Below are 23,146 nucleotides of genomic sequence, written 5' to 3' on the forward strand. Positions count from 1 at the left end.
GCGCGGGACCTCAGCGCACCTTCACGGCATCCTCAGAGCATGATGAGCAGCCGCGTGTTCGGCTTGAGCTTCCTGTTCACCGAACGGCTCTGCACATAGACCTCCAGCTTGGGGTTGTTCCCCGCCTTCACCGAGACGGTGCCCTGGATGCCCGTACCGAACAGGAGGCTGCGCGCCGCGTCGCCGGTGTAGGCACGGTCGGTGTCCTTCTCGACCACGATGACCTCCTTGTTCGGCTGGACCTGGGCGCGGGCGCCCAACTGGTAGTAGCAGGCGCCGCGTTCATACGTCACACCTGGGTGCGAGTCGACGAAGGGGCGGATCTCGGCCTCCTTGTCCACCTTCAGGAGCCGGTACTTGTTCGCCGGAATCGGTTCGAGGTTCGCCCGGACCTCGTCGATCGAGATGTCCTGGCCGACGGCGAAGAGGTTCTTGGTGCCGCGCACCCCCTTCTCGCGGGCCCGCAGGAAGCTGGTGGCGGCGGCGCGCACGGTGCCGATGGCCTCCTCGACGCCCTCCTGGGAATCCGCGTCCCAGATGGCGATGTTGCCGGCCGGGAAGCCGTAGTTCTGCGCGGTCCGCTTGGCCAGGGAGTTCGGGACGAGGATCGCGGACGTCCAGTGCTCGGGAAGCCCGCCCATCTTCGCCGCGATCCTGTCGAGCCAGGGGCCGAGGATGGTCATGTCGCCGTCGTGGCGCCGGTCGCCGCCCGAGGCGTTCTCCTCGCCGTCCGTCACCACGATCTGGAGGAAGCTGTGCTCGCCGTACTCCTCCCATATGTGTCCCAGGTCGTCCAGGGACTTCAGGGAGGCCTCGATGAGGGCCGTGGCGCCGTTGTTGACGCGGTACAGGCCTCGCATGGACGGCAGGTGCTTCACGTCCATGTCCCACACCAGGTTCTCCACCCGGTGGTCGAAGGAGTAGAGGCTGATCCGCGTCTCGTGGCCGAGGCTGTCCGACTCGGCCTTGAGGCCGGCCACGAACTCGTCCACGACACGCACGAGTTGGTCCTGATGCGGCCGCATGGAACCCGAACAGTCCACGACCAGCGCGACGTGATTGACCTTGTGCTGGATCCTGTTGGCGGACATGGCTCTGCTCCTTCTACGAGGCGGCTTGCCGAGGCAGCTTGCCGAAGTGATTTCACTCTATGAGGAGGCACTGACAACGCCGTCCGGCGCTTCAAGGGGTAGCCCGTGGACGTAAGTCCGCGGGCCCATGCCCAGGTCAGGGCGGTGCGCCTACGATCGGGTCATGCATGCGACGCGGGGCGCCCCCGCTCTGCCGGCCTCACCGTCCGTCACCGCCGAGTGGGTGCCGCGCGCTTGGCGGCCGCGTGTGCGGCTGACGCCGGTGGCCTGGTGCGCCGGGCTCGGCTACCCCTTCGCCGTGTACTTCGTGATGCTCGACGGGCGCGGCGGTTTCAGTGCCCTGACCGTCGCCCCGCTGATCGTCCTCACCGCGCTGGTCGCCGCGCTCCTGCGAAGCAGGCCGCTGCCCGCGCTCATGCTGCTGCTCGCCGGGTGGGCCGCCGCGCGCACGCAGACGCAGAACATGGAGGTGGCCTACCTCCAGGTGCTGCTCGGCGATCTCGCCGTCGGCTACATCGCCGCCACCCGGCCGCGCCGCACCTCGGTCGCGGCGGCGGCCTTGGCGCTGGGCGCGCAGTTCGGCACGCATCTGACCTACCTCGGGCAGACCCCGGCCCGAGCCGTGCAGCTCGCCGTGTTCCTCGCCCTTGCGGTGCTCGCCGCGTGGCTGGGGGGCGAATCCGTGCGTGAGCGCCGTACGCACGCCGAGGCGCTCGCCGCGCAGACCGCCGAGCAGGCGGTCACCGCCGAACGGCTGCGCATCGCAAGGGAGTTGCACGACATGATCGCGCACAGCATCGGCGTCATCGCCATCCAGGCGGGCGTCGGCAGCCGCGTCATCGACACCCAGCCCGCCGAGGCACGCAACGCCCTCACCATCGTCGAGGCCACCAGCAGGGAGGCCCTCGCGGGGCTGCGGCGCACCCTGGTCGCGTTGCGCCGGCCCACAGGGCCAGGGGCGGAGCCGGCGGAGGGCGCCCTGCCCCTGGCCCCCACCCCGGGCCTCGCCGGCCTCGACCGCCTCGTCGCCTCGACGCGCGACGCCGGGGTCCGCGCCGCCGTGCGCCTGCGGGGCGAACAGCGGCCGCTGCCCGCCGACATCGACCTGGCGGCGTTCCGGATCCTCCAGGAGGCCCTCACCAACGTCGTACGGCACGCGGGCGCCGACACCTGCCGGGTGACCGTCGAGTACGGCGCCGACGAGGTGGGCGTGGAGGTCGAGGACGACGGCCGTGGCGGGCTGCCCGCGGGCGCCGGGTACGGCATCGTCGGCATGCGCGAGCGCGCCGCCCTGCTGCACGGCCGCTTCACCGCCGGGCCGCGCCCCGAGGGCGGCTTCCGGGTGACGGCCCGGCTGCCCGTGCCCACGGGGGAGACCCGGTGACGGCGGTCCGCGTCGTCCTCGCCGACGACCAGCCGCTGGTCCGCGCGGGCCTGCGCGTCCTGATGGCCGACGCCCCGGACATCGACGTCGTGGGGGAGGCGGGCACGGGCACCGAAGCGGTGCGCCTGGCCAGGGACGTACGCCCCGACGTCGTCGTCATGGACATCCGCATGCCCGGCATGGACGGCATCGAGGCCACCCGCCTGATCAAGGAGGGCGGGGGATCGGTCCGTGTCCTCGTCCTGACCACCTTCGACGACGACGAGTACGTCTACGGCGCGCTCCGGGCAGGCGCGAGCGGCTTCCTCGTCAAGGACATGGCCCTGGAGGACATCCTCGCGGCGATCCGCGTGGTCGCCGCCGGGGACGGGCTGATCGCGCCGAGTGTCACCCGGCGTCTGATCGAGGAGTTCGCCGCCCGCCCCGAGCCGGGCCCGCCGTCGGCGCCGCACTCGGTGGCGGGCGGGATGAAGGGCGGGGTGAAGGCCGCGGTGGAGGGCATCACCGGCCGGGAGCGCGAGGTCCTCACCCTCATCGGGCGCGGCCTGTCCAACGCCGAGGTGGCCGCCCAGCTCTTCATCACCGTGGCCACGGTGAAGGCGCACGTGGCACGCCTGTTCACCAAGCTCGACGCCCGCGACCGGGTCCAGCTGGTCATCATCGCCTACGAGGCGGGCCTGGTGGCTCCACCGCGGTGACGGCGGAGGGTGGCGTCACCGGAACCGTGCCAGTGAACACTGGAAGTTTTGCCGACGCGCGACTTCACTCCTCATCTACCGGCGCGTAGCTTGTCGTGTACGCAACAGCCTGGTGATCCGGATCCCGGGGCATCCCGCCATCGCACCTTCCTTGAGCCGCGAGGAGATCACACGATGCTGCCCTGGAGACGCGCCCTGCGCGCGCTCGCCGCCGCCCTGCTCATCACGGGCGCGGCCACCACCCTCGCCCCGGCGGCCACCGCCGACACCACGCCACCGGCCGCCACCGCCTCCGTGTCGAGGGGCTGGAACGACTACGACTGCGAGCCGTCCGCCGCGCATCCCCGCCCCGTCGTCCTCGTGCACGGCACCTTCGGGAACTCCGTGGACAACTGGCTCGTCCTCGCGCCCTATCTCGTCGCGCGCGGCTACTGCGTCTACTCCCTGGACTACGGCCAGTTGGAGGGCGTGCCGTTCTTCCACGGGCTCGGGCCCATCGAGAAGTCGGCCGAGCAGCTCGACGGCTTCGTCGACAAGGTGCTCGCCTCGACGGGCGCGAAGGAGGCGGACCTCGTCGGCCACTCGCAGGGCGGCATGATGCCCCGTCACTACCTCAAGTTCCTCGGCGGCGCGGACAAGGTGAACGCCCTCATCGGCCTCGCTCCCGACAACCACGGCACCACCCTGCTCGGCCTCACCAGGCTGCTGCCGTACTTCCCCGGCGTCGAGGACCTGCTGACCACCAAGACGCCGGCCCTCGCCGACCAGGTGGCCGGATCGCCATTCCTGACGAAGCTCAACGCGGGCGGGGACACCGTGCCGGGTGTGCGCTACACCGTCATCGCCACCAAGTACGACGAGGTGGTCACCCCGTACCGCAGCCAGTTCCTCGACGGCCCCGGCGTACGCAACGTCACCGTCCAGGACCTGTGCCGCGCCGACGTCTCCGAGCATGTGGCCGTCGGCATCCTGGACTGCGTCGCCCACCACGAGGTGGCGAACGCGCTGGATCCGGCGCACGCCACCCCGAGCACGTGCTTGTCCTAGGAGGACATCGCCGGGCGGTTCAGGCGTCTCATCGGCCGTGGCGTCCGGCCGCGCGGCGGCGCGTCGTGGCGAACAGCGCCGCCGCGCCGACAGCGAGAGCGGCGGCACCGCCCATCGCGATGTACGAGGTGGTGCTGTCGCCGCCGGTCTCGGCGAGGTTGCCGCCGGTGGCGGTGGCGGGCTTCTCGGCGCCGCCGTTCACCTCGGGCTCGTTGCCGGGAGCCTCCGCGACGCCGGCCTCACCGGAGGCCTTCCCGGCATCGGCGGCCGGGGCGGCCTCCGTGGCCTTGGCACCCGTCTTCGCGTCGGAGTCGCCGTGGCCGTGGTGCTCGACCGAGGACTTCTCGGCGCCCGCCGCGATCTCCTCGTCCGAGGGAGCCGACGCGGCAGGGGCGGGGGCGGAGCCGGAGCCGCCGGTGTCCTTGCCGAAGACGACGTCGGAGCAGGTGTAGAACGCCTCGGGGGAGTCCGAGCGCTGCCAGATCGAGTAGATCAGGTGGCGGCCCGACCGGGCGGGGACCTTGCCGTCGAAGACGTAGTCGCCGTTCTCCATCTTCGGGTCCTTGACCTCGACGAAGGGCTTCTCCTCCAGGTCCGACCACTTCAGGGGCTTCGTCGGGTCGTACGACGCCTTCGTGACGTACAGCGCGAAGGAACCCCTGTGCGGGGCGGTGCCCTTGTAGCGGAAGGTGTGGTTCCCGGCGGACAGCTCGCTGGACGGCCAGTCGGCGCGCGGCAGGTCGAGGCCCTTGTACTTGTCGTTGCCCGCGCTGCACAGCTTGCCGTCGGGGATGATCTGCCTCGACTTCCCGGCGGCGTTGGCGATGTTCACGCCGTTCCAGTCGTAGAAGGCCTGCGTGCCGCTCGCGGCGACGGCGGCCTTGCAGGCGGCCGACTCCGGGGACTCCGGGCCCTCCTGGAAGCAGGCCGAGACGCGGCTGACCGGATCCGTCATCGAACCGTGCGCGGCGGCGGGCTGCGCAGGCAGGACGGTCAGAGCGGTCAGGGCGAGCGGGGCGACTCCGGCGGCGGCGATCGTGGCGGCCTTGCGGCGTGCGGGCATGCGGGTTCTCCTCAAACGGCGGTTCAGGGGGGCGGGGGCGGTGGCGAACGGGCGGCACCGCCCCCCGATCACCAGCGGCACCGACGGTTCGGCACCGCCCCGGTGACCGGAAAGCTAACCCCTGAGATCCGCGAGATCCCCTGCTGAGGAGGGGAAACGGAGATCCTTATGGTGCGTTTAAGGGAGGGCTAACCAAGGGCTCAGGTGGAGCCCCGGTCACGGGTGCATCCGCGCCCCCTTCAGCACCTTGTCGACCGCGCCCCGCGGCCCATGGACGGCGAGCCCCACCACGTCCAACTCGTCCCCGGCGACGGCGCGGACGGCCGCCCGGTTGTCGGTGTCGTTGCCGGTGGCGAACAGGCCGGAGGTGAACACCGAGCACGGCAGGCCCCGCCCCAGCGCGCGCCCGCGGGCGGCGGTCAGCACCTCCTTGCCGCCTTCGAGGACGAGCACCGGCTGCCGGAACATCGGCAGGTAGGCGGTGCCGTCGGCGTCCTCGTACGGCTCCCCGACGAGTTCGGGCAGCCGTGTGCCGAGCCCGCTCACGAGGAACGCGGTCACGTTCAGCCGCTGCCAGCTCTCCAGGTCGTCCCGGAGCAGTACGGCGATCTTGGTGTCGAAGCGGACGGGCGGCCGGTCGGTGGCGGCGGCGGTGGCAGCGAGGGGAGTAGGCGCGGTGGCGGTGTCTGTGCTCATGCGTCGAGACTGCCGATCACCGCGCGCCCCGGTCTTGTACGTTCTTTGCATGGCGGCCGGCGAGAAGATCACCGCGTGGCGCCCCGCGGTGCGGGGAGTGACGGAGGTCTTCCACGCCCACTTCACGCGCCACTCCTACCCGATGCACGTGCACGACACCTGGACGCTGCTGATCGTCGACGAGGGCGCGGTCCGCTACGACCTGGAGCGGAACCCGCACGGCACCCCGCTCGGCACGGTCTCGCTGCTGCCGCCCCAGGTCCCGCACAACGGCTCCGCGGCCACCCCGGACGGCTTCCGCAAGCGCGTCCTGTACCTGGAGGCGACGGAGGACGGGCCGCTCGACACCTCGTTCATCGGACCCGCCGCGGACGCCCCCGACCTCGTCGACCCGCTGCTGCGGCGCCGCATCGGACAGCTCCACAGGGCCCTCGCGCACCCGGGCGACGAACTGGAGGCGGCCGCCCGGCTCGCGCTCGTCGCGGAGCGGCTGCGCGAGCGGCTGCGTCCCCGCCTGGCCGGGGCGACCGGACCCGCCCCCGACCGCCGGGTCGCGGCCGCCCTGCGCGAACTCCTTGACGCACGCGTGGTCGAGGGCATCGCCCTGGAGGAGGCCGCCGGTCGCCTGCACGCGCACCCGGCGCACCTGGTGCGCTCCTTCACGGCGGCGTACGGCATCGCCCCGCACCAGTACCTGATGGCCCGCCGCGTGGACCGGGCGCGGCGCCTCCTGCTGGCCGGACGGCCGCCCGGCGAGACGGCGGCGGCCTGCGGCTTCTACGACCAGTCACATCTGACCCGGCACTTCAAGCGAGTGGTGGGCGTCCCCCCGGGCCGCTACGCCCGCGGCCGCTGACGACGCTCTCACCCCAGCCACCGGTACCGCCGCTCCGGCCGCCCCGTCCCGCCGTAGCGCAGCGTCACCTCGGCGCGGCCCGTGTCCACGAAGAACTCCAGGTAGCGGCGGGCGCTCACGCGGGAGAGCGAGCCCGCCGCCGCGCACTCCGAGGCCGACAGGCCCCCGGGATGCTCCCGAAGGGTCTGCTCCACCAGCTCCGCGGTGTGGGCCGCGAGGCCCTTCGGCAGCTCCCGGGAGCCGGGCGGCCGCGCGCCGAAGATCTGGTCCACGTCCTCCTGGCGCGCCTGACCGAGCCCGTCGAGCCGTGCCCGCACCGCCGCCACGTGCCGCAACTGCTCTTGCAGCGCCGCCTGGTTGAACGGCTTGATCAGATAGTGCAGGGCCCCCGCGCGCAGCGCCGCCCGTACGATCCGGGCGTCCCGCGCCGCCGTGATGAACAGGGCGTCCACCGGCCGGCGCCCCGGATCACGCTCCTCGGCGGCCCGCAGCTCCCGGAGCACCGCGAGCCCGTCCATGTCGGGCAGATAGACGTCGAGGAGCACGAGGTCGGGGCGGAGCCGCTCCGCCGCGCCGAGCGCCTCGGCGCCGGTGTGGGCGGCGCCGACCACGGTGCATCCGGCCACCGCGGCGACGTACCGGCTGTGCAGCTTGGCGACCATGAAGTCGTCGTCCACGACCAGGACCCTTGTCATCGCCGCAGGCTATGGGCGTGACCACAACGACCACAACGTCCATAGGTTCCGGAAGAGAGACAGGTCGTCGACGCCCGGGCAACATGTGGGCCACCTCACACCCGCATGTCCCCCGCAAGGTCCCTTCGACGTACCGACTGGTGGTGGCACCCGTGCGCCTGCGCACACCCCTGGCCCTGCTCGGCGCCGCGCTCCTCACGCTCGTGGCGCCGCCCCTGCTCACCGCGGGCAGCGGCGCCGAGACCGGCACCCAGATCCCCGGCCTGCGCTTCATGGTCCCCAACACCCCCGGCGGCGGCTACGACATCACCGCCCGCACCGCGGCCAAGAACGCCGAGGACGCCGGACTCACCCACAACATCGAGGTGTTCAACCTGCCCGGCGCAGGCGGCACCGTCGGCCTGACCCGGCTCGTCGGCGAGCACGGCAACGGCAAGCTCGCCATGTCCATGGGGCTCGGCGTCGTCGGCGCCGCACGCTCCAACCACTCCCCGAAGACCCTCTCCGACACCACCCCGATCGCCCGGCTCACCGAGGAGCAGGACGTCGTCGTGGTCGCCAAGAACTCCCCGTACAAGACCATCGGCCAGCTCATCGGGGCCTGGAAGAAGAACCCCGGCAAACTGCCCGTCGGCGGCGGCTCCGCGCCCGGCGGCCCCGACCACCTCGCCCCGATGCTGATGGCGCGCGCCGCCGGGATCGAGCCGAAGAAGGTCAACTACGTGCCCTTCGACGGCGGCGGCGAACTGCTCGCCTCCATCCTCGGCAGCAAGGTCGCCTTCGGCGTCTCCGGAGTCGGCGAGTACCTGGACCAGATCAAGTCCGGGGAGCTGCGCCTGCTCGCCGTGACCGGGCCGAAGCGGGTGCGCGGCCTGGACGGGCCCACCCTCAAGGAGTCCGGCTACGACGTGGAGTTCACCAACTGGCGCGGCATCGTCGCCCCGCCCGGCCTCAGCGACGCCGAGCGCGAGAAGCTCACCGTACTGATCAAGAAGCTGCACGCCTCGCCCGAGTGGCGCAAGTCCCTCAAGACCAACGGCTGGGACGACGCGTTCCTGGCCGGCGAGAAGTTCGGCGACTTCCTGGACGCCCAGGACAAGCGCGTCGTCTCGGTGCTGAAGGAGCTGGGCCTGTGACCACCACCGACGTCACCCCCGAGCGCCCGGACCGCCGCGCCTGGCTGCGCGAGCACTCCGAACTCGGCGTCAGTGTCCTGCTGCTTGCCCTCGGCGCGCTCGTCCTGACAGACGCGCTCACCATGGACGTGGAGATCGCCCAGCGCGGCCCCATCGGCCCGAAGACCGTGCCGGTCGCCGTCGGCATCGGCCTGCTCGTCGTCGCCCTGCTCCTCGCCGTCGACGTACTGCGCGGCGGCCGCGGGGAGGCCGAGAGCGGCGAGGACATCGACCTGTCCGAACCCGCCGACTGGCGCACCGTGCTGCTCCTCGCGGGCGTCTTCCTCGCCGCCGCCGTCCTCATCGAACCGCTCGGCTTCCCCGTCACCGGCGCCCTGCTCTTCTGGGGCTCCGCGTACGCGCTCGGCAGCCGCCACCTCGACCGCGACCCGCTGATCGCCGCCGTGCTCTCCGTCGTCACGTACGTGATCTTCAACAACCTGCTCGGCGTTCCGCTGCCGGGCGGCCCCCTGATGGGAGCGCTGTGACATGAACGCCTTCACCTCCCTCATCGACGGCTTCGGCACGGCCCTCACCCCGGTCAACCTCCTGTGGGCCGCCGTCGGCGTCCTCCTCGGCACCGCCATCGGCGTGCTGCCCGGCATCGGGCCCGCGATGGCGGTCGCCCTGCTGCTCCCGGTGACGTACGGACTCGAACCGACCGGCGCCTTCATCATGTTCGCCGGCATCTACTACGGGGCCATGTTCGGCGGCTCGACCACCTCGATCCTGCTCAACACCCCCGGCGAGAGCGCCGCCGTCGTCGCCGCCATGGAAGGCCATCCGATGGCCAAGGCGGGACGCGGCTCCCAGGCCCTCGCGGCCGCCGCCATCGGCCACTTCGCGGGCGGCATGATCGGCACGCTCCTCCTGGTGGCGCTCGCCCCGACCGTCGCCGACCTCGCCGTGGGCATCGGCGCGCCCGACTACTTCGCGATCATGGTGCTCGCGTTCATCGCGGTCACCTCCGTCCTCGGCTCCTCCCGCATCCGCGGTCTCGCCTCGCTCCTGATCGGCCTCACGATCGGCCTGGTCGGACTCGACCAGATGACGGGCCAGCAGCGGTTGACGTTCGGCTCGCTCCAACTCGCCGACGGCATCGACGTGGTGATCGTCGCGGTCGGTCTCTTCGCGATCGGCGAGGCCCTGTGGGTCGCCGCGCACCTGCGCCGCACCAGCGCCGAGGCGATCCCCGTCGGCCGCCCCTGGCTCGGCAAGGCCGACGTACGACGTACGTGGAAGTCCTGGCTGCGCGGCCCTCTCATCGGCTTCCCGTTCGGCGCGATCCCGGCCGGCGGCGCGGAGATCCCCACCTTCCTCTCCTACGTCACCGAAAAACGCCTCTCCAAGCACAAGGACGAGTGGGGCAAGGGCGCCATCGAAGGCGTCGCGGGCCCCGAGTCGGCGTCGTCCGCGTCCGCCGCGGGCACCCTCGTCTCCATGCTGACGCTCGGCCTGCCCACGACCGCCGTCGCCGCCGTGATGCTCGCCGCCTTCCAGCAGTACGGCATCCAGCCCGGCCCGCTGCTCTTCGAACGCGAACCAGATCTGGTCTGGGGCCTGATCGCCTCCCTGTTCGTGGGGATGGTGCTCCTGCTGGCCCTGAACCTGCCCCTCGCCCCCCTCTGGGCGAAGCTGCTGCGCATCCCGCGGCCCTACCTCTACGCGGGCATCCTGTTCTTCGCCGCGGTCGGCGCCTACGCGGTCGGCGGCGAACCGGTCGACCTCGTCATCCTGCTCGTCATCGGCCTGATCGGCTTCGGCATGCGGCGCTACGGCCTGCCCGTCCCGCCCGCCGTCATCGGCGTCATCCTCGGTCCCAACGCCGAGCAACAGCTGCGCCGCGCCCTCCAGATCAGCGACGGCAGCGTCGCCGGGCTCGTCGACACGCCGTTCTCCGTGACGGTCTATGGCCTCGTCGTCCTCATCGTGACGTGGCCGTTGTGGAAGAAGGCACTGGTACGGGCACGTCGCCGTGACGTAGACGTGGAGGCATGACGACGACACCCGGCACCTTCACGGACATCCGCCTCGCCACCGCCGCCGACGTGCCCGCCGTGAAAGCGGTGACCGACGCGGCCTACCACCACTACATCGAACGCATCGGGCGCGTCCCCGCGCCGATGGAATCGGATCACGCGGCCGATGTGGCGGCGGGGCGGGTGTACGTCACCGGGGACCCGGTCGTCGGGCTGCTGGTCCTCGACCCCCTCCCCGAACCGAGCGAGGACGCACACCTCTTCCTGTACTCCATCGCGGTCCACCCCGATGCGGCGGGGCAAGGGGTGGGCCGACACCTGCTCACCTTCGTGGACGCCCACGCGCGGTCCCTCGGGCTGCCCGAAGTCCGCCTCTACACCAACGCGTTGATGTGGGAGAACCAGAAGATCTACCCCCGGTACGGGTACGACCTCGTGGAGCGGCGCGTCGAGGGCCCGTACGACCGGCTGCACTACCGCAAGCGGCTGACCACTTGAGGGGATCTCATCCGTCCGGCCACCAGGTCCGCTGGACGTCCTTGCGGACCTCCGGCCTCTCCCTCGGCTGGACCTCGGCTTCCTGGCGTTCCCGCACCCGGCGGCTGACGGACTTGCCGACGGGCTTGTGCGTGGTCACTCGGCGCATGGCTGCCTCCCTGCCTTACCGATGTCCACCGAAGCGGCGCGCTAGACCTCCCCGCCCCACCTTTCTGATCGAGCACCTGCCCGAACCGGCGGCCGGGGCGGGCTACGACCCCCTTGGCAGAAGCCCCCCACGCGCCAACGACTCCAGTTCGGTGAGGGCGCGCAGGGCCGCCGACGCGGCGGTGGGGTCCTTGGTGGGCAGGGTGCTTGCCTCGAACTCGTCCTCGTCCAGGCGCAGGACCGTCGCGCCGTCCGCCGAGCACCACAGGTCGAGGTCCAGGTCCTCCACCGTCAGGAGTGAGCCGTCGCGGGCCGCGGGGCGCGTCACGTCGCAGTACCAGCCCTTGAGAGTGCCGTCGGCGGCGTACACCTCCTTGATCGCGTACCACCGGTCGCGCCAGTAGTGCTCGGTGAAGACGTCGCCCGGTTCGAAGCGGACGAAGCCGAAGTCGCGGACGCCGGGGGCCGCCCAGGGGGCCCGGACCGTGATCCGGGTGCCGTCGTCCTGGAGGAGCCCGGCCGGGTAGCGGATCTTGGTGCGGCCGGCCTTGACGAGGACGACCTCCAGGGTGGTCAGGGCCTCAGCCGAGGTCTCGGACATGGCGCACCTCCGTACCGCAGACCTGGTAGCCGAACCAGTCGTTGATCGCCAGCATCGGTTCGTTCCCCGCGTCGTTGCCCGTGAACGCCTCCGTGCAGCCGGCCGCGCGGGCGCGGTGCAGGGAGTCGTTCTTCGCGAGCTTGGCGAGGCCCCGGCCGCGGTGGGCGCGCGCCGTGCCCGTCATGCCGGAGGCGTAGCGGCCCGCGCCGTCCGTGCGGGCCAGGCTGAACGCCGCGGGGCGGCCGTCCACCAGGGCCACCGTGGTGAGCTCCTGGCTGACCAGCGGATGGTGCCAGGTCTCGGCGAGCCAGTGCTCGTAGTCGGTGAACTCGGCGGCCACGTCGCCGGGTTCGTCCGCCACCGTCTCCGCGTCGAGCGCGAAGAGCGGCCGCGCGTCGTCCGCGTACACCGAGCCGCTGATCAGCTCCACCCCGGCGGGCGGCTCCCGGCGGGGCGGCAGCGTGCCGTGCGCGAGGTCCAGGCGCAGGAAGTGCGCGCGACGGCTCGCGCGGTAGCCGTGGCGGGCGGCGAAGGCGAGGTTCGCCGGCTCGTCGAGCACCCACGAGTAGACGGTGGTGGCGCCCGCGTCCGCCAGATGTTCCTCGGCGGTGCGCAGCAGGAGCGTTCCGGCGCCGGTACCGAGCCGCCGCGGGTGCACGTAGACGTTGGCGAAGCCCTGGCCCGGCTCGGGGCTGTCGTAGGCGATGCCCACCTGCGCCGTACCGATGACCTCGCCGTCGGCCTCGGCGATCAACTGCCGGTAGCTGGAGTCCGGATGGGCGTGCGCGCGGTCGAAGGACACGGACTCGGGGGTGGCGAGCATGGCCGGCACACACGCCCGCCGTACGGCGGCGAAACCCGCGTCGTCCGCCGCGGCGGTGACGGCATCAGTGCGGAGGGCTCGGACGATCACAGTCATGGGCCCGCACGGTACGCGGGGGGCACGCGGGGGTGCCTCCCATTTTCCGGGGGCACTCGGCACTCCCGGGGTCAAGGCGGGGCGCGCCGGTTTTCCGCCGGGTGACGTGTGCGGCCGGAGGCAAGTCGTGCGGGACAATCGCTCCGTGACTTTGAAGATCGACATCGACGCGGACGCGGGCGACGCGCCCTACGAGCAGGTGCGGGCCCAGATCGCCGGACAGGCGCGCTCGGGCGAGCTGCCCGTCGGCTACAAGCTGCCCACGGTGCGGGGGCTCGCCCAGTCGCTGGGGCTCGCGGCGAACACGGTGGCCAAGGCCTACCGGGCCCTTGAGGCCGACGGGGTCATCGAGACCCGGGGCCGCAACGGCACGTTCGTCGCCGCCGCGGGGGACGCCGCCGCGAAGGAGGCGTCCAACGCCGCGCAGGCGTATGCCGAGCGGGTCCGGCGGCTCGGCCTCTCCGAGGACGACGCCCTGGCCGCCGTACGCGACGCCGTGCGCGCCGCGTACGGGACGTCCGGCTAGGGCGCCGCGACAGGCCCTCCCGCGGACTGCCTCACCGCACGAGCACGACCGAGTTGATCGGCGTGAAGTCGTACGGCGCGTATTCGCCCACGTAGCGCTGCACGGGGTAGCAGTTGGTTCCGTTGTACCCCTTGCAGATCTGGAAGCCGGCGCCTCCGGTCTGGTTGTTGACGATCACGCGGACGCCGGTCACGTTGGACAGGTTGTGGGCGCCGTAGCGGTAGAAGATGTTCTTGGTCAGGATGGTGCCGTTCGCCTCACGGATGCAGACCGCTCCCGACGGACAGGGCGTTGCCGCGGCGGCGCCGGGAGCCACGGCGAGTCCGACGGCGCTGAGAGCGAGAGCCATGCCTGCGGCCGACGCAATGAGCTTGCGCAATGTTCCCCCTAGGTCGTGATGTAGGTCGTGATCTAGGTCGTGATGCCCCGGTCCGGGCATCGTGGACCCGAACGTAGACCTGGCCGACCGGGGCGCACCAGAGCGTCCGCACAGGTCGTGACCTGGGGTGCCGACGAGAATCGGGAGGCGGAAGTGTCATCGAGAATGCCATGGATGTGCGATTGAACCGTCACAGATACAGCCCCGCGTCCGCCTCCGTCCGCCCTTCCCGCTGGTCCGGGACCGAGGTCGGCGTCGTGCCGCGCCGCAGGGCGAAGAGCTCGGCGAGGGTGGCGCCGTCACGGGAGACGCCCTCCTCCGTGCCGAGCCACTCCACCGCCTCGGGGCGGGTCAGCGCGCCGACCTCGATGCGGGCCAGGCAGCGGCCGGGGCGGACGACCGCCGGGTGCAGGCGCTCCAGGTCCTCGTTGGTCGTGACGCCCACCAGGACGTTGCGGCCCTGGCCGAGCAGTCCGTCCGTGAGGTTGAGGAGACGGGACAGCGCCTGCCCCGCCGTGTGCTTCGCCTCGCCGCGGATCAGCTCGTCGCAGTCCTCCAGGAGCAGCAGCCGCCAGCGCCCCTTCGCCGTGCCGTCGTCCTCACCGATCGCGATGTCCATCAGATAACCGACGTCACTGAAGAGCCGCTCCGGATCCAGCACGCAGTCCACCTGGCACCAGTCGCGCCACGACCGGGCCAGCGTCCGCAGCGCCGACGTCTTGCCCGTGCCCGGCGGCCCGTGCAGGAGCAGCAGGCGCCCGGAGATGTCCTCCGGCGTCGTCTTCATCAGCTTGTCCATCGCGTCCGCCACCGGCGCCGTGTAGTTGGGCCGCACCTCCTCCCACGTACCGGCCGAGATCTGCCGGGTGGTGCGGTGCGGGCCGCGCCGCGGAGACACGTACCAGAACCCCATGGTCACGTTCTCCGGCTGGGGCTCGGGCTCGTCCTGCGCGCCCTCCGTGGCCTGCTTCAGGACGCGCTCGGCCAGCTCGGCGCCGGTCGCCGTCACCGTGACGTCCGCGCCGCGGTTCCAGCGGGAGATCAGCAGCGTCCACCCCTCGCCCTCGGCGAGCGTCGCGCTGCGGTCGTCGTCGCGGGCCGCCCGCAGCACCGTCGCCCCGGGCGGGAGCAGCGTCACGCCGGACTTGACGCGCTCGATGTTCGCGCTGTGCGAGAAGGGCTGCTCGCCCGTCGCGAAGCGGCCGAGGAACAGCGCGTCCACGACATCCGACGGAGAGTCGCTGTCGTCGACGTTGAGCCGGATCGGCAGGGCGTCGTGAGGGTTCGCAGACATGCCGCCATGATCCGGCACGCACCCGCCCTCGTGCATCCGGTTTGCAGTGGTGCGAGTCCTGTCGCGGTGGGGCGAAACCTGTCCCACCGCCGAAGCCCCCGATACGCTGGTCGCCGATGGGACGTCATGGGTGGTTTTCGGGGGCAGGGCGGTGGCGGCTCACCGCACTGCTCGGCGTTGCGCTGACCGCGCTGGCCCTGGTGTTCACTCTGGTCAACACGCTGCCCGGCGACGGAGGAAGCACCGCGGGCACCACCCCCGACGGCGACAAGGTGCACGGCACCCCCGCCCTCCCGCCCGGCGCGGCCGCGCCGGAGGTGGGCTGGGGCTTCACCCACACCCAGTACAGCGCGGACGACGGCGAGCGTACGGCGGTCGAACGCGTCCGCGCCGAACTCGCCGGGCAGCGGCGGCCCGTCCCACAGATCCAGCACGTCATGGGCTGGGGCGCGGGCAACCCCGAGCCGGTCAAGGGACGTTACGACTTCTCCGAGATGGACCGGCGCATCGACTTCGTCCGGGCGAGCCGGGGCACGCCCGTGGTCACCCTCTGCTGCGCCCCCGACTGGATGAAGGGCGGCGAGCCCGGCGCGGACAACACCGACTGGAGCCGGCGCGCCCTGGAGACCGCCCCGGACCGAGCGCACTACGACGACTTCGCGAAGCTCGCCGCGACCATCGCCCGGCGCTACCCCGACGTACGCCACTTCATCGTCTGGAACGAGTTCAAGGGCTTCTGGAACGACGAGAAGGCCCGCTGGGACCACGAGGGCTACACCGAGCTCTACAACCTCGTCCACAAGGAGCTCAAGAAGGTCGACAAGGACATCATGGTCGGCGGCCCCTACCTGGTCATGGACAGCGTCCACCCGCGCCAGAGCGCCAACGCCTCACAGGTCAAGGGCCCTTGGGGCCGCCTGGACCAGCGGGTCCTCGACGCCTTCACGTACTGGAACAAGAACAAGGCGGGCGCGGACTTCGTCGTCGTCGACGGAGCCAGCTACACGGCCGACGACGAGATGTTCCCCGACGAGTTCAAGGCCACCGACAAGCTGACGGCCGTCGGCGAGTGGGTGCGCGAGCGGACCGGCGGCCTGCCCCTGTGGTGGGCCGAGTACTACGTGGAGCCGGGCGACAGCCAGGACGACCGCGACGACTGGTCCGAGGCGCACCGCGTCGCCGTCCAGGCGTCGGGCCTGATGGCGATGGCCCGTGGCGGCGCCACCAGCGGCTTCTACTGGAACCCGCAGAAACGGGGCGCCAAGTGCGCGGGCTGCCTGTGGACGCCCACCCAACGTGCCGACGGCGGCCGCGAGTTGCCGATGCTGGAGCTCATCGAGCGGTTCGGCGCGGAGTTCGGCCCCGGCACGGAGTTCGAGCAGGTCACGATCGCCGCCGACGACCGGCCGGACGTCCGCGTGCTCGCCGACGACGAGGCGGTGCTCGTCGTCAACACCCTCGACCGGCGTGTCAGCGCCAAGGTCGACGGCAAGCGGTTCGACATGGAGGGGTACGAGGTGAAGTGGCTCCAGCGCTGAGCCCCGCACCCCTGCCCCCGCCCCGCCGTCACTCCCGACTCACGCCATCGACAAGAACCGCTGGATCAGCGACGCCAGCAGCACCGCGAGCAGCGGCAGCGAGAACCAGAAGCTGCTCTGGAGCCACCGCTGCTGCCGCACGCCCGGCGCCGCCGCGACCCGCACCACCTCGCGCGTGGTGAGCAGCAGCACCAGCGCGACGGCGGCGAGCGCGCCCACCACCGACCACGGCGTCCACGTCACCTTCGGCCCCACCGGCCCCGGGTCGGCCTCGGGCACCCTGCCGTCCGGCTGCTCCCGCAGGCTGTAGAGGGACGCGTCGTCGTTGGCGAAGACCTTCTTCAGCTCCCGGCGGTCGTCGAGGTGGCGCAGCAGCCGCTGCTCCCACGTCGGCGAATAGCCCGCGTCCAGCTGGAGAGAGATCGACTGGCTGCGGTTGATCATCAGGTACGACTGCGGCCCCGCGTCCCTGAGCGCCTTCACCAGTCCGGAGACCAGGACCGGGTCGGCGGGCGCGAGCGTGGGGACGTAACTGATCTTCTCCATGTCACGGGCACCCCACGGCATCGCCGGCGTCACGTTCTCGACGGTGTCGTCGCTCATCCAGAGCAGCCGCACCGTCGGGTCGTCGTGCGCGTACACGTACTCCATCGCCGCGACCTCGCCGGGCCGGATCCGCTCGAAGGGTTCGTTGCCCCAGCGCGCCACGAGGAAGCCGCCCATCAGCACGAGCCCGGCCATCAGCGCGGCCAGCGGGGCGAGGCTCACCCGGTCGCGGTCCCGCTCGTCGGCGGTGACACCCGCGCGCGGGAACAGCGCGAGCCCGGCGAGCAGGGCCGCGCCCGGCAGCGCGAACATGAAGACCCGCAGGGCCATCTCACCGCCGTACGACTGCATGGCGAAACCGAGGAACGGCACGAAGGTGAGGACGAGCAGCGAGCGCTCGCCGTACCGGCAGAAGCGCCGCCGCCACCAGCCCCAGCAGGCGAACGCCAGGACGGCGCCGGCCATCGCCACGCGCGCGTACAGCACCAGTTGGTGCGTCGAGCTGCCGCCCTCGATGCGCCCGGAGACCGAGGACGACACATTGCCGCCGACGCCGCCGACCCCGCCGAACAGTTCGTCGAAATGCCCGGACCAGTACGGCTCGGCGAGGAAGCCCAGCCAGCTGAGGACCATCACCGTGAAGAGCGTCGGCAGGCCGCGCAGCTCCGAGCGGCCGACCAGGACGAGCACCGTGAGGACGCCGAGCATGACGAACGGCGTCAGCTGGTGCGCGGGCACGGTCGCCGCGAAGAGGCCGACGAGGACCAGGAGCAGCACCGCGCGCTCCCGGCGGCCCGTCGGCTCCACCTCGCTCTCACCGGGACGCCGCTTGGCCCACAGCACGCGCGGGGCGCGGAACCACACCAGGAGTACGGCGACGAAGGCGATGTAGAGCAGATACGTGAAGCCCTGCGGGGAGAAGTAGTCCTGGCCGACCCAGCCGCTCAGCACGAAGATCCACAGGCCCGCCCACTTGGCGCGCCAGGCCGCCCGCACGGAGCGCACCAGCAGGAACATCGGCGCCAGGTAGAGCAGTTGCATGGCCGTCGGCCACCAGCGGATCACCTCGGTCATGTCCGAGACACCGCACGCCTTTGCGACGAACGTGGCCGCGGCGAAGAAGCCGGGCCAGCTCCAGCGCGCGTCAAGGTCGGGCACCGCGGTGCCCGTCCGGTCGATGTACTCCAGGAAGCCCAGGTGCTGCCAGGCCGTGGCGAACCGCGGCTCGGCCTCGATGACCGCGGGCAGCGCGTGCAGCGACACGACGGTGGCGAGCAGCGTCACCAGCAGGAGGCCCTTGAGCGGCCGGTCCATCCACAGCAGTACGGCGAACACGACGACCAGGAGCGCGGCACCGGCCAGCGTCGGCACCGGCAGCACGGAGATCAGGCCGAGCCCGCCCATGCCGTCCAGGTCCTCCTCGCCGAGGCCGAGGACGGGCAGCCAGTACAGGGCGAGCGCGGCGGCGAGCAGCAGCGCCACGAGCAGCACGCGGAGCCGGCGGGCGCGTGGGGGAGCGGACTCCTCGGGTTCCTCGGGTGTGCACTCCTCCGCGCCGCCCGGCGCGGCGGACTCCTCCCGCGAAGGCTCCGCGGGCCCCGTCGGCTCCGGAGGAGGCGAGGAAGGCCCTGCGGCCGGGGTTCTCGGCGCCCACGTGGGCCGGTGGTCCATGTCGTCCCCCTCGGTCTGCGCCACGGGCGGGCCCGGCCGCACGTCCGGCCTGCGTTCCTGGTGTTCGAAGTCGAGCTGTACGGCGAGCTGAAGCGTGTCCGAGTCCAGCGACTCCCGCAACGCCCAGGCGGGTCCGTGCCGCTCCTTGCCTCCCGGCGGGGCGGCGGGCGCGTCCGGCGTGCCGAGGCCGACGAGGTCCCCGACCGGGGCCGCCACGCCACCGGCCGGCCCGGCCGAGGGGACCGCCCGCGTCACGCGGTACAGCTTGGGCGCCGCGATCGCCACGATCACGGTCAGGCCGGCGATCTCCGCGATGCCCGCGCCGGTCAGCCCCATCCGCGGCAGCAGGATCAGCGTGAGGCCGAGGACCAGCACGCACAGCAGCCCCTGGAGCCAGGCGATCCCGGAGGTCTCGCTCTGGGCGCGCCGCACCGCGAAGTACGTCTCCATGACCACCCGCAGCAGCGCCCCCACCGCGAACCAGCGCAGCAGCCCGGTGGCGGCGTCCGCGTACCCCTGGCCGAACACGCGCAGCACGAGCGGCGCGGCCAGGAAGAGGATGCCGCAGACCGGCAGCATGATCACGGTCATCCGGCGCAGCGCCGCACGGGTGTTGGCGGCGAGCAGCGCCGGGTCGTGCGCGCCCTCGACGGTCAGGGAGGCGCCCATGTTGATGGCGAGGAGGTTGACGGTGCCGCCGATGGTGGTGGTGATGTAGAAGTACGCGTTGTCGACCGAGCTGACCTGCGAGGCGACGATCACCGGGACGAGATAGACCACGGCCAGCGAGAAGAGCGAGCCGGTGTAGTCGCCCGCGAGGAAACGGCCGATCTCGCGCAGCGTCGGCGGCCTCGCCCTGCCGTCGGTGGCCTTCACATGGCGCGGCACCAGACGCCGGAAGACCAGCCAGCCCAGAGGGATCACCGATACGAGGATGGAGGCGACCCAGGAGACGAAGACGCCCGCGGTCGGGATCGCCGCGGCCATCGCGATGAGCAGCGCCAGCTTGGCCACGGAGAAGACGGTGTTGCCGACGGGCACCCACAGCGCGTTGCGCAGCCCGGTCAGCACGCCGTCCTGGAGGGTCAGCACCGACCAGGCCACGACGGCGAGGACGAACCCGACGCCGTGGACCGGCCCGTGCAGGAAGCGGTACGAGGGCCCCCACAAGTCGAGGGTGAGCAGAAAGACCACCGCGGCGAGCGCCACCGCCACCGAACTGGCCGCGTAGGTACGGAAGATGAGGCGGCCCGTGGCGCGGCCGGCGACCGGGATGAACCGCGCCAGCGCGCCGGTCAGGGTCAGGGCGGTGAGCCCCGCGAGGAGCTTCATCGCCGCGATCGCCGCCGAGCCCTGGCCGACCGCCGACTCCGAGTAGTAGTGGGCGGCGGCCAGCCAGAAGCCGACGCCGAGCACACCGGAGATGCCCGTGTTGAGCATCAGCGCGTAGGCGTTGCGGAACAGCGGGCTGCCGCCGCCCGGCCCCGGCAGGCGTATGCCGCGCGGCCCGCCGGACGTGCCGGCGCGGGCGGAGGTCGTGTCAGACACGGGAACGGATGGCCTTCCGGCGGACCTGTCGGGCTCTGCGGACCAGCGCGTACCCCTTGGTCAGGGCATGGTCCACGGCGAATGTACGGGCGAGGGCGCGCCCCTCCACCAGGCGCTCGAACTCCTCGGCCCCGGTGGAGCGGCGCACGGTGACCCGTCGCAGGGCATAGGGGCCCTGGGCGCGGCGGGCCAGGGAGTTGCCGACGGCGAGCGACTGGGTGAACCCCGCCTCCCGCACCCGCGCGCGCACCCGGCGGCTGGAGTAGCCGTAGGGATAGGCGAAGGAGGCGGGCCGGGTGCCCAGCTCGTCGGCCACGATGTCCCGGCAGCGGCACAGCTCGGACCACAGCTCCTCGTCGCGGAGCTGGTCGAGTTCGGGATGGGTGTGGCTGTGCCCGCCGATCTCGGTGCCCGCTGCGGCCAGTTCGCGCACCTGGTCCCAGTCGAGCATCAGGTCGAGGCCGCCCCCGGTGTCGTGCTCCCCGCGCAGCCAGCCCGTGGAGACGAACAGGGTGGAGGCGAAGCCGTGCTTGGCGAGCACGGGCAGCGCGTGGCGGTGCACACCCGCGTAGCCGTCGTCGAAGGTGATCAGGACGGGGCGGTCCGGCAGCGGGGCGCCCGGCGAGCGCCAGGCGGCGGCCAGCTGGGCGGTGGTGAGCGGAGTGAAGCCCCGCTCGCCGAGCACCTCCATCTGGCGTGCGAACGCGTCGGGCGACACCGACAGATCGTGCGTCGCCTCGTTCGGCAGGCGCGCGACCGAGTGGTACATCAGTATCGGCACGGGTCCCGTGCTCATGCGGCAGCCCCCTCGCCGCCCGTGCCCCGCACCCCGCCCGGCTCCCCGCCGACCTCCACGACGCGGAACGTGGCGGCTCCCCTGCGCGCACGGACGCTGCCGAGTACGTACCCCCCGGCCGCGGCGGCCACTCCCGTCACGATGGCACCCGCGCGTCCCACTCCGCCGGGCCGCCCGAGCACGGCATCCCGCAGACCGCGGCCGACCCCGGCGGGCAGCACCCGCGTGGTGTAGCGCCGCTCGGACTCAAGGCCCTTGCCCGCGCCGACGCTCCGGGCCACCAGCGCCTTCGAGAGGCCCTCGGCGTACGCCCTCGTACGGAAGTAGCGGAACCGCTCCCGCGCCCCGGGCACCCGGTGGTGGATCACCGCCCGGTCATCGGTCAGCAGGACGGCGTCCGGCCGGGCCCGGGTGAGGCGGATGCAGAACTCCGTCTCCTCGCAGCCCAGCGGCCGTCTGTCGCCGTCCCTGCCGATGCCGGTCGCGAAGCCGCCGGCCACGTCGAAGGCGGAGCGGCGGAAGGAGGCGTTGCCCCCGAGGACGTTGCGCACCCGTGTCCGGCCCTCGGGATGCCCCCGGTACGTACAGCCGACGACCCAGTCGAACTCCTCGGGGAACCAGGCAGGCCGCCGACCCGACTCCCACAGGGGCAGGGTGCGCCCGCCGACGGCGAACACCCGCGGGTCCTCGAACCCCTCGGCGAAGTGGCGCAGCCAGTCCCGCTCGGCCACGGCGTCGTCGTCCAGGAAGGCGATGACGGAGCCGCGCGAGGCGGCGATGCCGGTGTTGCGCCCCGCCGAGAGGCCGCGGGGACCCGCGTTGGCGAGCACCCGCACCTCACCGCTCTCCCCGGCTTCCTTGTACTGCCCGGTCAGCCGGTCCAGGAGCGAGGCGTTGTGATCGACCACGAGCAGGGTCTCCCGGGCCGTCAGTGACTGCGCGCGCACCGAGGCGACCGCCGCGAGGATGTCCTCCCAGCGGTCCTCGGTGTACACGCAGACGACGACGGATATGTCCGCGCTCAAGACACCTCTCCCTGGCCCTTGCGGAAGGGAAGACCCCGCGCCGCCGCGCGCCGCACCCCGCGCCTGCCGCGGCCGGAGCGCTCGGTGAGGATCACCTTCAGTACGCGGATGCCGTCGCGGACGGCTCTGAGGTTGCTGGCGCCGTGTATCCGCAGGTACTCGTGGCTCGGGATCTCCTGCACCTTGAGCCCGGCCTTGACGACCCGGATGTTCATCAGGGTCTCGACCTCGAAGCCGGTGCAGTCGAGCTCGATCTCGTCGAGGCAGTGCCGCCAGAAGGCGTTGTAGCCGTAGCACAGGTCGGTGTAGCGCGCGCCGAACTTGGCGTTGACCACGGAGCACAGGACGTGGTTGCCGAGCTTGCGGATCGGCGTCATGTCGTCCGTGCCGCCGCCGTTGGCGAACCGCGAGCCCTTGGCGAAGTCCGCGCCCGAGACGAGGGCGGAGACGTACGAGACGATCTCCTGGCCGTCGGCGGAGCCGTCGGCGTCGACCATCACGATGATGTCGCCCGTGCACGCGGCGAAGCCGGTGATCAGGGCGTCGCCCTTGCCCTTGCCGAGCTGGCGCACCACTTTCACGTCCGGCCACAGCTCGCGGGCGACGGCCACCGTGTCATCGGTGGAGTCGCCGTCCACGAGGACCACCTCGTGGATCCAGTCGGGCAATGTCTTGAATACGTAGGGAAGATTCTCCGCTTCGTTCATCGCGGGTATCACCACACTCACCGGTGGCGTGATCGCCAAGTGCGTGGAGATCGGGCGATAGTTCCTGGAGATCTCTTCTAGCGGGTCCTGGCCGGCGTCCGCCGGGCGCACGGAAGAAGTCATGTCGGTGGTCCCTCTCGTCCGGTGGACCGCCCGCCCCCGGGCGGTCCGGTAATTGATCCGGTTCGAAAGGGGGGTTCTCACTCGAGCATGACGAAATAGATCTCCGTGCATGCCGAGTGAGCTGGCATCGCGCGGGACGTGACC

Annotated in this window: 23 protein-coding genes; 10 read left to right on the forward strand and 13 right to left on the reverse strand. The window is 72.0% G+C overall.

The features are described from left to right. Nucleotides 1–32 precede the first annotated feature (32 nt). Nucleotides 33–1,091, reverse strand: coding sequence for a vWA domain-containing protein (locus ACF062_RS27330; protein WP_223773795.1), 1,059 nt, complete (start codon nt 1,089–1,091; stop codon nt 33–35). Nucleotides 1,092–1,254: 163 nt separating this feature from the next. Between ACF062_RS27330 and ACF062_RS27335 the strand changes: the two genes are divergently transcribed. The 3 genes from ACF062_RS27335 (at nt 1,255) to ACF062_RS27345 (ending at nt 4,220) form a co-directional block, all read left to right on the forward strand. Next, on the forward strand, nt 1,255–2,475 hold the full coding sequence (locus tag ACF062_RS27335; RefSeq protein ID WP_392142149.1) for a sensor histidine kinase: 1,221 nt from the start codon (nt 1,255–1,257) through the stop codon (nt 2,473–2,475). A 62-nt stretch (nt 2,476–2,537) separates the two neighbouring features. Continuing rightward, complete coding sequence (locus ACF062_RS27340) at nt 2,538–3,173, forward strand: response regulator (protein ID WP_392142680.1); 636 nt, start codon at nt 2,538–2,540, stop codon at nt 3,171–3,173. Nucleotides 3,174–3,347: 174 nt separating this feature from the next. Then, complete coding sequence (locus ACF062_RS27345) at nt 3,348–4,220, forward strand: esterase/lipase family protein (RefSeq protein ID WP_392142150.1); 873 nt, start codon at nt 3,348–3,350, stop codon at nt 4,218–4,220. Nucleotides 4,221–4,248: 28 nt separating this feature from the next. Here ACF062_RS27345 and ACF062_RS27350 read toward each other — a convergent pair whose 3' ends face one another. Both ACF062_RS27350 and ACF062_RS27355 read right to left on the reverse strand, forming a co-directional pair. After that, nucleotides 4,249–5,283: a lytic polysaccharide monooxygenase gene (locus ACF062_RS27350; protein WP_392142151.1), complete on the reverse strand. Its 1,035-nt coding sequence runs from the start codon at nt 5,281–5,283 to the stop codon at nt 4,249–4,251. A 216-nt stretch (nt 5,284–5,499) separates the two neighbouring features. Further along, entirely contained in the window at nt 5,500–5,979 is a 480-nt protein-coding gene (locus ACF062_RS27355) for a DUF2000 family protein (RefSeq protein WP_392142152.1), read from the reverse strand. A 49-nt stretch (nt 5,980–6,028) separates the two neighbouring features. Here ACF062_RS27355 and ACF062_RS27360 point away from each other — a divergent pair, with 49 nt between their 5' ends. Then, nucleotides 6,029–6,835, forward strand: a complete 807-nt coding sequence (locus tag ACF062_RS27360; protein WP_392142154.1) for an AraC family transcriptional regulator — start codon at nt 6,029–6,031, stop codon at nt 6,833–6,835. 8 nt (nt 6,836–6,843) lie between these two features. Here the strand turns inward: ACF062_RS27360 and ACF062_RS27365 are convergent, their stop codons facing one another. Beyond that, nucleotides 6,844–7,530 carry a response regulator gene (locus tag ACF062_RS27365; protein WP_392142156.1) on the reverse strand — a complete coding sequence of 229 codons (687 nt, stop codon included), beginning with the start codon at nt 7,528–7,530 and terminating at the stop codon, nt 6,844–6,846. A gap of 152 nt (nt 7,531–7,682) precedes the next feature. Between ACF062_RS27365 and ACF062_RS27370 the strand changes: the two genes are divergently transcribed. Genes ACF062_RS27370 through ACF062_RS27385 form a run of 4 tightly spaced genes read left to right on the forward strand, consistent with a single transcriptional unit; the run spans nt 7,683 to nt 11,182 of the window. Next, nucleotides 7,683–8,666 carry a Bug family tripartite tricarboxylate transporter substrate binding protein gene (locus ACF062_RS27370; RefSeq protein ID WP_392142681.1) on the forward strand — a complete coding sequence of 328 codons (984 nt, stop codon included), beginning with the start codon at nt 7,683–7,685 and terminating at the stop codon, nt 8,664–8,666. After that, a complete protein-coding gene (locus ACF062_RS27375) occupies nt 8,663–9,193 on the forward strand; it encodes a tripartite tricarboxylate transporter TctB family protein (RefSeq protein ID WP_392142158.1) in 531 nt (176 codons plus the stop codon). The genes ACF062_RS27370 and ACF062_RS27375 overlap by 4 nt, the downstream gene beginning before the upstream one ends. A gap of 1 nt (nt 9,194) precedes the next feature. Beyond that, on the forward strand, nt 9,195–10,703 hold the full coding sequence (locus ACF062_RS27380) for a tripartite tricarboxylate transporter permease (RefSeq protein ID WP_392142160.1): 1,509 nt from the start codon (nt 9,195–9,197) through the stop codon (nt 10,701–10,703). Further along, nucleotides 10,700–11,182, forward strand: a complete 483-nt coding sequence (locus ACF062_RS27385) for a GNAT family N-acetyltransferase (protein ID WP_392142162.1) — start codon at nt 10,700–10,702, stop codon at nt 11,180–11,182. Before ACF062_RS27380 ends, ACF062_RS27385 begins: the two co-directional genes overlap by 4 nt. Nucleotides 11,183–11,189: 7 nt before the next feature. Here the strand turns inward: ACF062_RS27385 and ACF062_RS27390 are convergent, their stop codons facing one another. The 3 genes from ACF062_RS27390 to ACF062_RS27400 all read right to left on the reverse strand — a co-directional run bounded on the left by ACF062_RS27390 (nt 11,190) and on the right by ACF062_RS27400 (nt 12,849). After that, nucleotides 11,190–11,330, reverse strand: a complete 141-nt coding sequence (locus ACF062_RS27390) for a hypothetical protein (protein WP_392142164.1) — start codon at nt 11,328–11,330, stop codon at nt 11,190–11,192. Nucleotides 11,331–11,432: 102 nt separating this feature from the next. Continuing rightward, entirely contained in the window at nt 11,433–11,930 is a 498-nt protein-coding gene (locus tag ACF062_RS27395; protein WP_392142166.1) for a DUF402 domain-containing protein, read from the reverse strand. Further along, entirely contained in the window at nt 11,911–12,849 is a 939-nt protein-coding gene (locus ACF062_RS27400; RefSeq protein ID WP_392142168.1) for a GNAT family N-acetyltransferase, read from the reverse strand. The genes ACF062_RS27395 and ACF062_RS27400 overlap by 20 nt, the downstream gene beginning before the upstream one ends. Before the next feature lie 145 nt (nt 12,850–12,994). Between ACF062_RS27400 and ACF062_RS27405 the strand changes: the two genes are divergently transcribed. Further along, nucleotides 12,995–13,375 (forward strand): GntR family transcriptional regulator, encoded by a 381-nt coding sequence (locus tag ACF062_RS27405; protein ID WP_392142169.1) that lies wholly within the window; start codon nt 12,995–12,997, stop codon nt 13,373–13,375. Nucleotides 13,376–13,406: 31 nt separating this feature from the next. Here the strand turns inward: ACF062_RS27405 and ACF062_RS27410 are convergent, their stop codons facing one another. Both ACF062_RS27410 and ACF062_RS27415 read right to left on the reverse strand, forming a co-directional pair. Then, nucleotides 13,407–13,724 (reverse strand): hypothetical protein, encoded by a 318-nt coding sequence (locus ACF062_RS27410; RefSeq protein WP_392142171.1) that lies wholly within the window; start codon nt 13,722–13,724, stop codon nt 13,407–13,409. Between the two features lie 220 nt (nt 13,725–13,944). Further along, on the reverse strand, nt 13,945–15,048 hold the full coding sequence (locus ACF062_RS27415; protein WP_392142173.1) for a DUF5925 domain-containing protein: 1,104 nt from the start codon (nt 15,046–15,048) through the stop codon (nt 13,945–13,947). Between the two features lie 116 nt (nt 15,049–15,164). Here ACF062_RS27415 and ACF062_RS27420 point away from each other — a divergent pair, with 116 nt between their 5' ends. Next, nucleotides 15,165–16,586, forward strand: a complete 1,422-nt coding sequence (locus ACF062_RS27420; protein ID WP_392142175.1) for a xylan 1,4-beta-xylosidase — start codon at nt 15,165–15,167, stop codon at nt 16,584–16,586. A gap of 39 nt (nt 16,587–16,625) precedes the next feature. Here the strand turns inward: ACF062_RS27420 and ACF062_RS27425 are convergent, their stop codons facing one another. From ACF062_RS27425 to ACF062_RS27440, 4 genes are read right to left on the reverse strand one after another with little or no spacing between them, the layout of a single operon-like run. Then, a complete protein-coding gene (locus ACF062_RS27425; protein ID WP_392142177.1) occupies nt 16,626–20,351 on the reverse strand; it encodes a lipopolysaccharide biosynthesis protein in 3,726 nt (1,241 codons plus the stop codon). After that, on the reverse strand, nt 20,344–21,147 hold the full coding sequence (locus ACF062_RS27430) for a polysaccharide deacetylase family protein (protein ID WP_392142179.1): 804 nt from the start codon (nt 21,145–21,147) through the stop codon (nt 20,344–20,346). The genes ACF062_RS27425 and ACF062_RS27430 overlap by 8 nt, the downstream gene beginning before the upstream one ends. After that, a complete protein-coding gene (locus tag ACF062_RS27435) occupies nt 21,144–22,172 on the reverse strand; it encodes a glycosyltransferase family 2 protein (RefSeq protein ID WP_392142181.1) in 1,029 nt (342 codons plus the stop codon). Before ACF062_RS27435 ends, ACF062_RS27430 begins: the two co-directional genes overlap by 4 nt. Further along, complete coding sequence (locus tag ACF062_RS27440; protein WP_392142183.1) at nt 22,169–23,002, reverse strand: glycosyltransferase family 2 protein; 834 nt, start codon at nt 23,000–23,002, stop codon at nt 22,169–22,171. Before ACF062_RS27440 ends, ACF062_RS27435 begins: the two co-directional genes overlap by 4 nt. Nucleotides 23,003–23,146: the final 144 nt, after the last annotated feature.

It is taken from the genome of Streptomyces sp. NPDC015345 (assembly GCF_043078805.1).
Classification (GTDB): domain Bacteria; phylum Actinomycetota; class Actinomycetes; order Streptomycetales; family Streptomycetaceae; genus Streptomyces.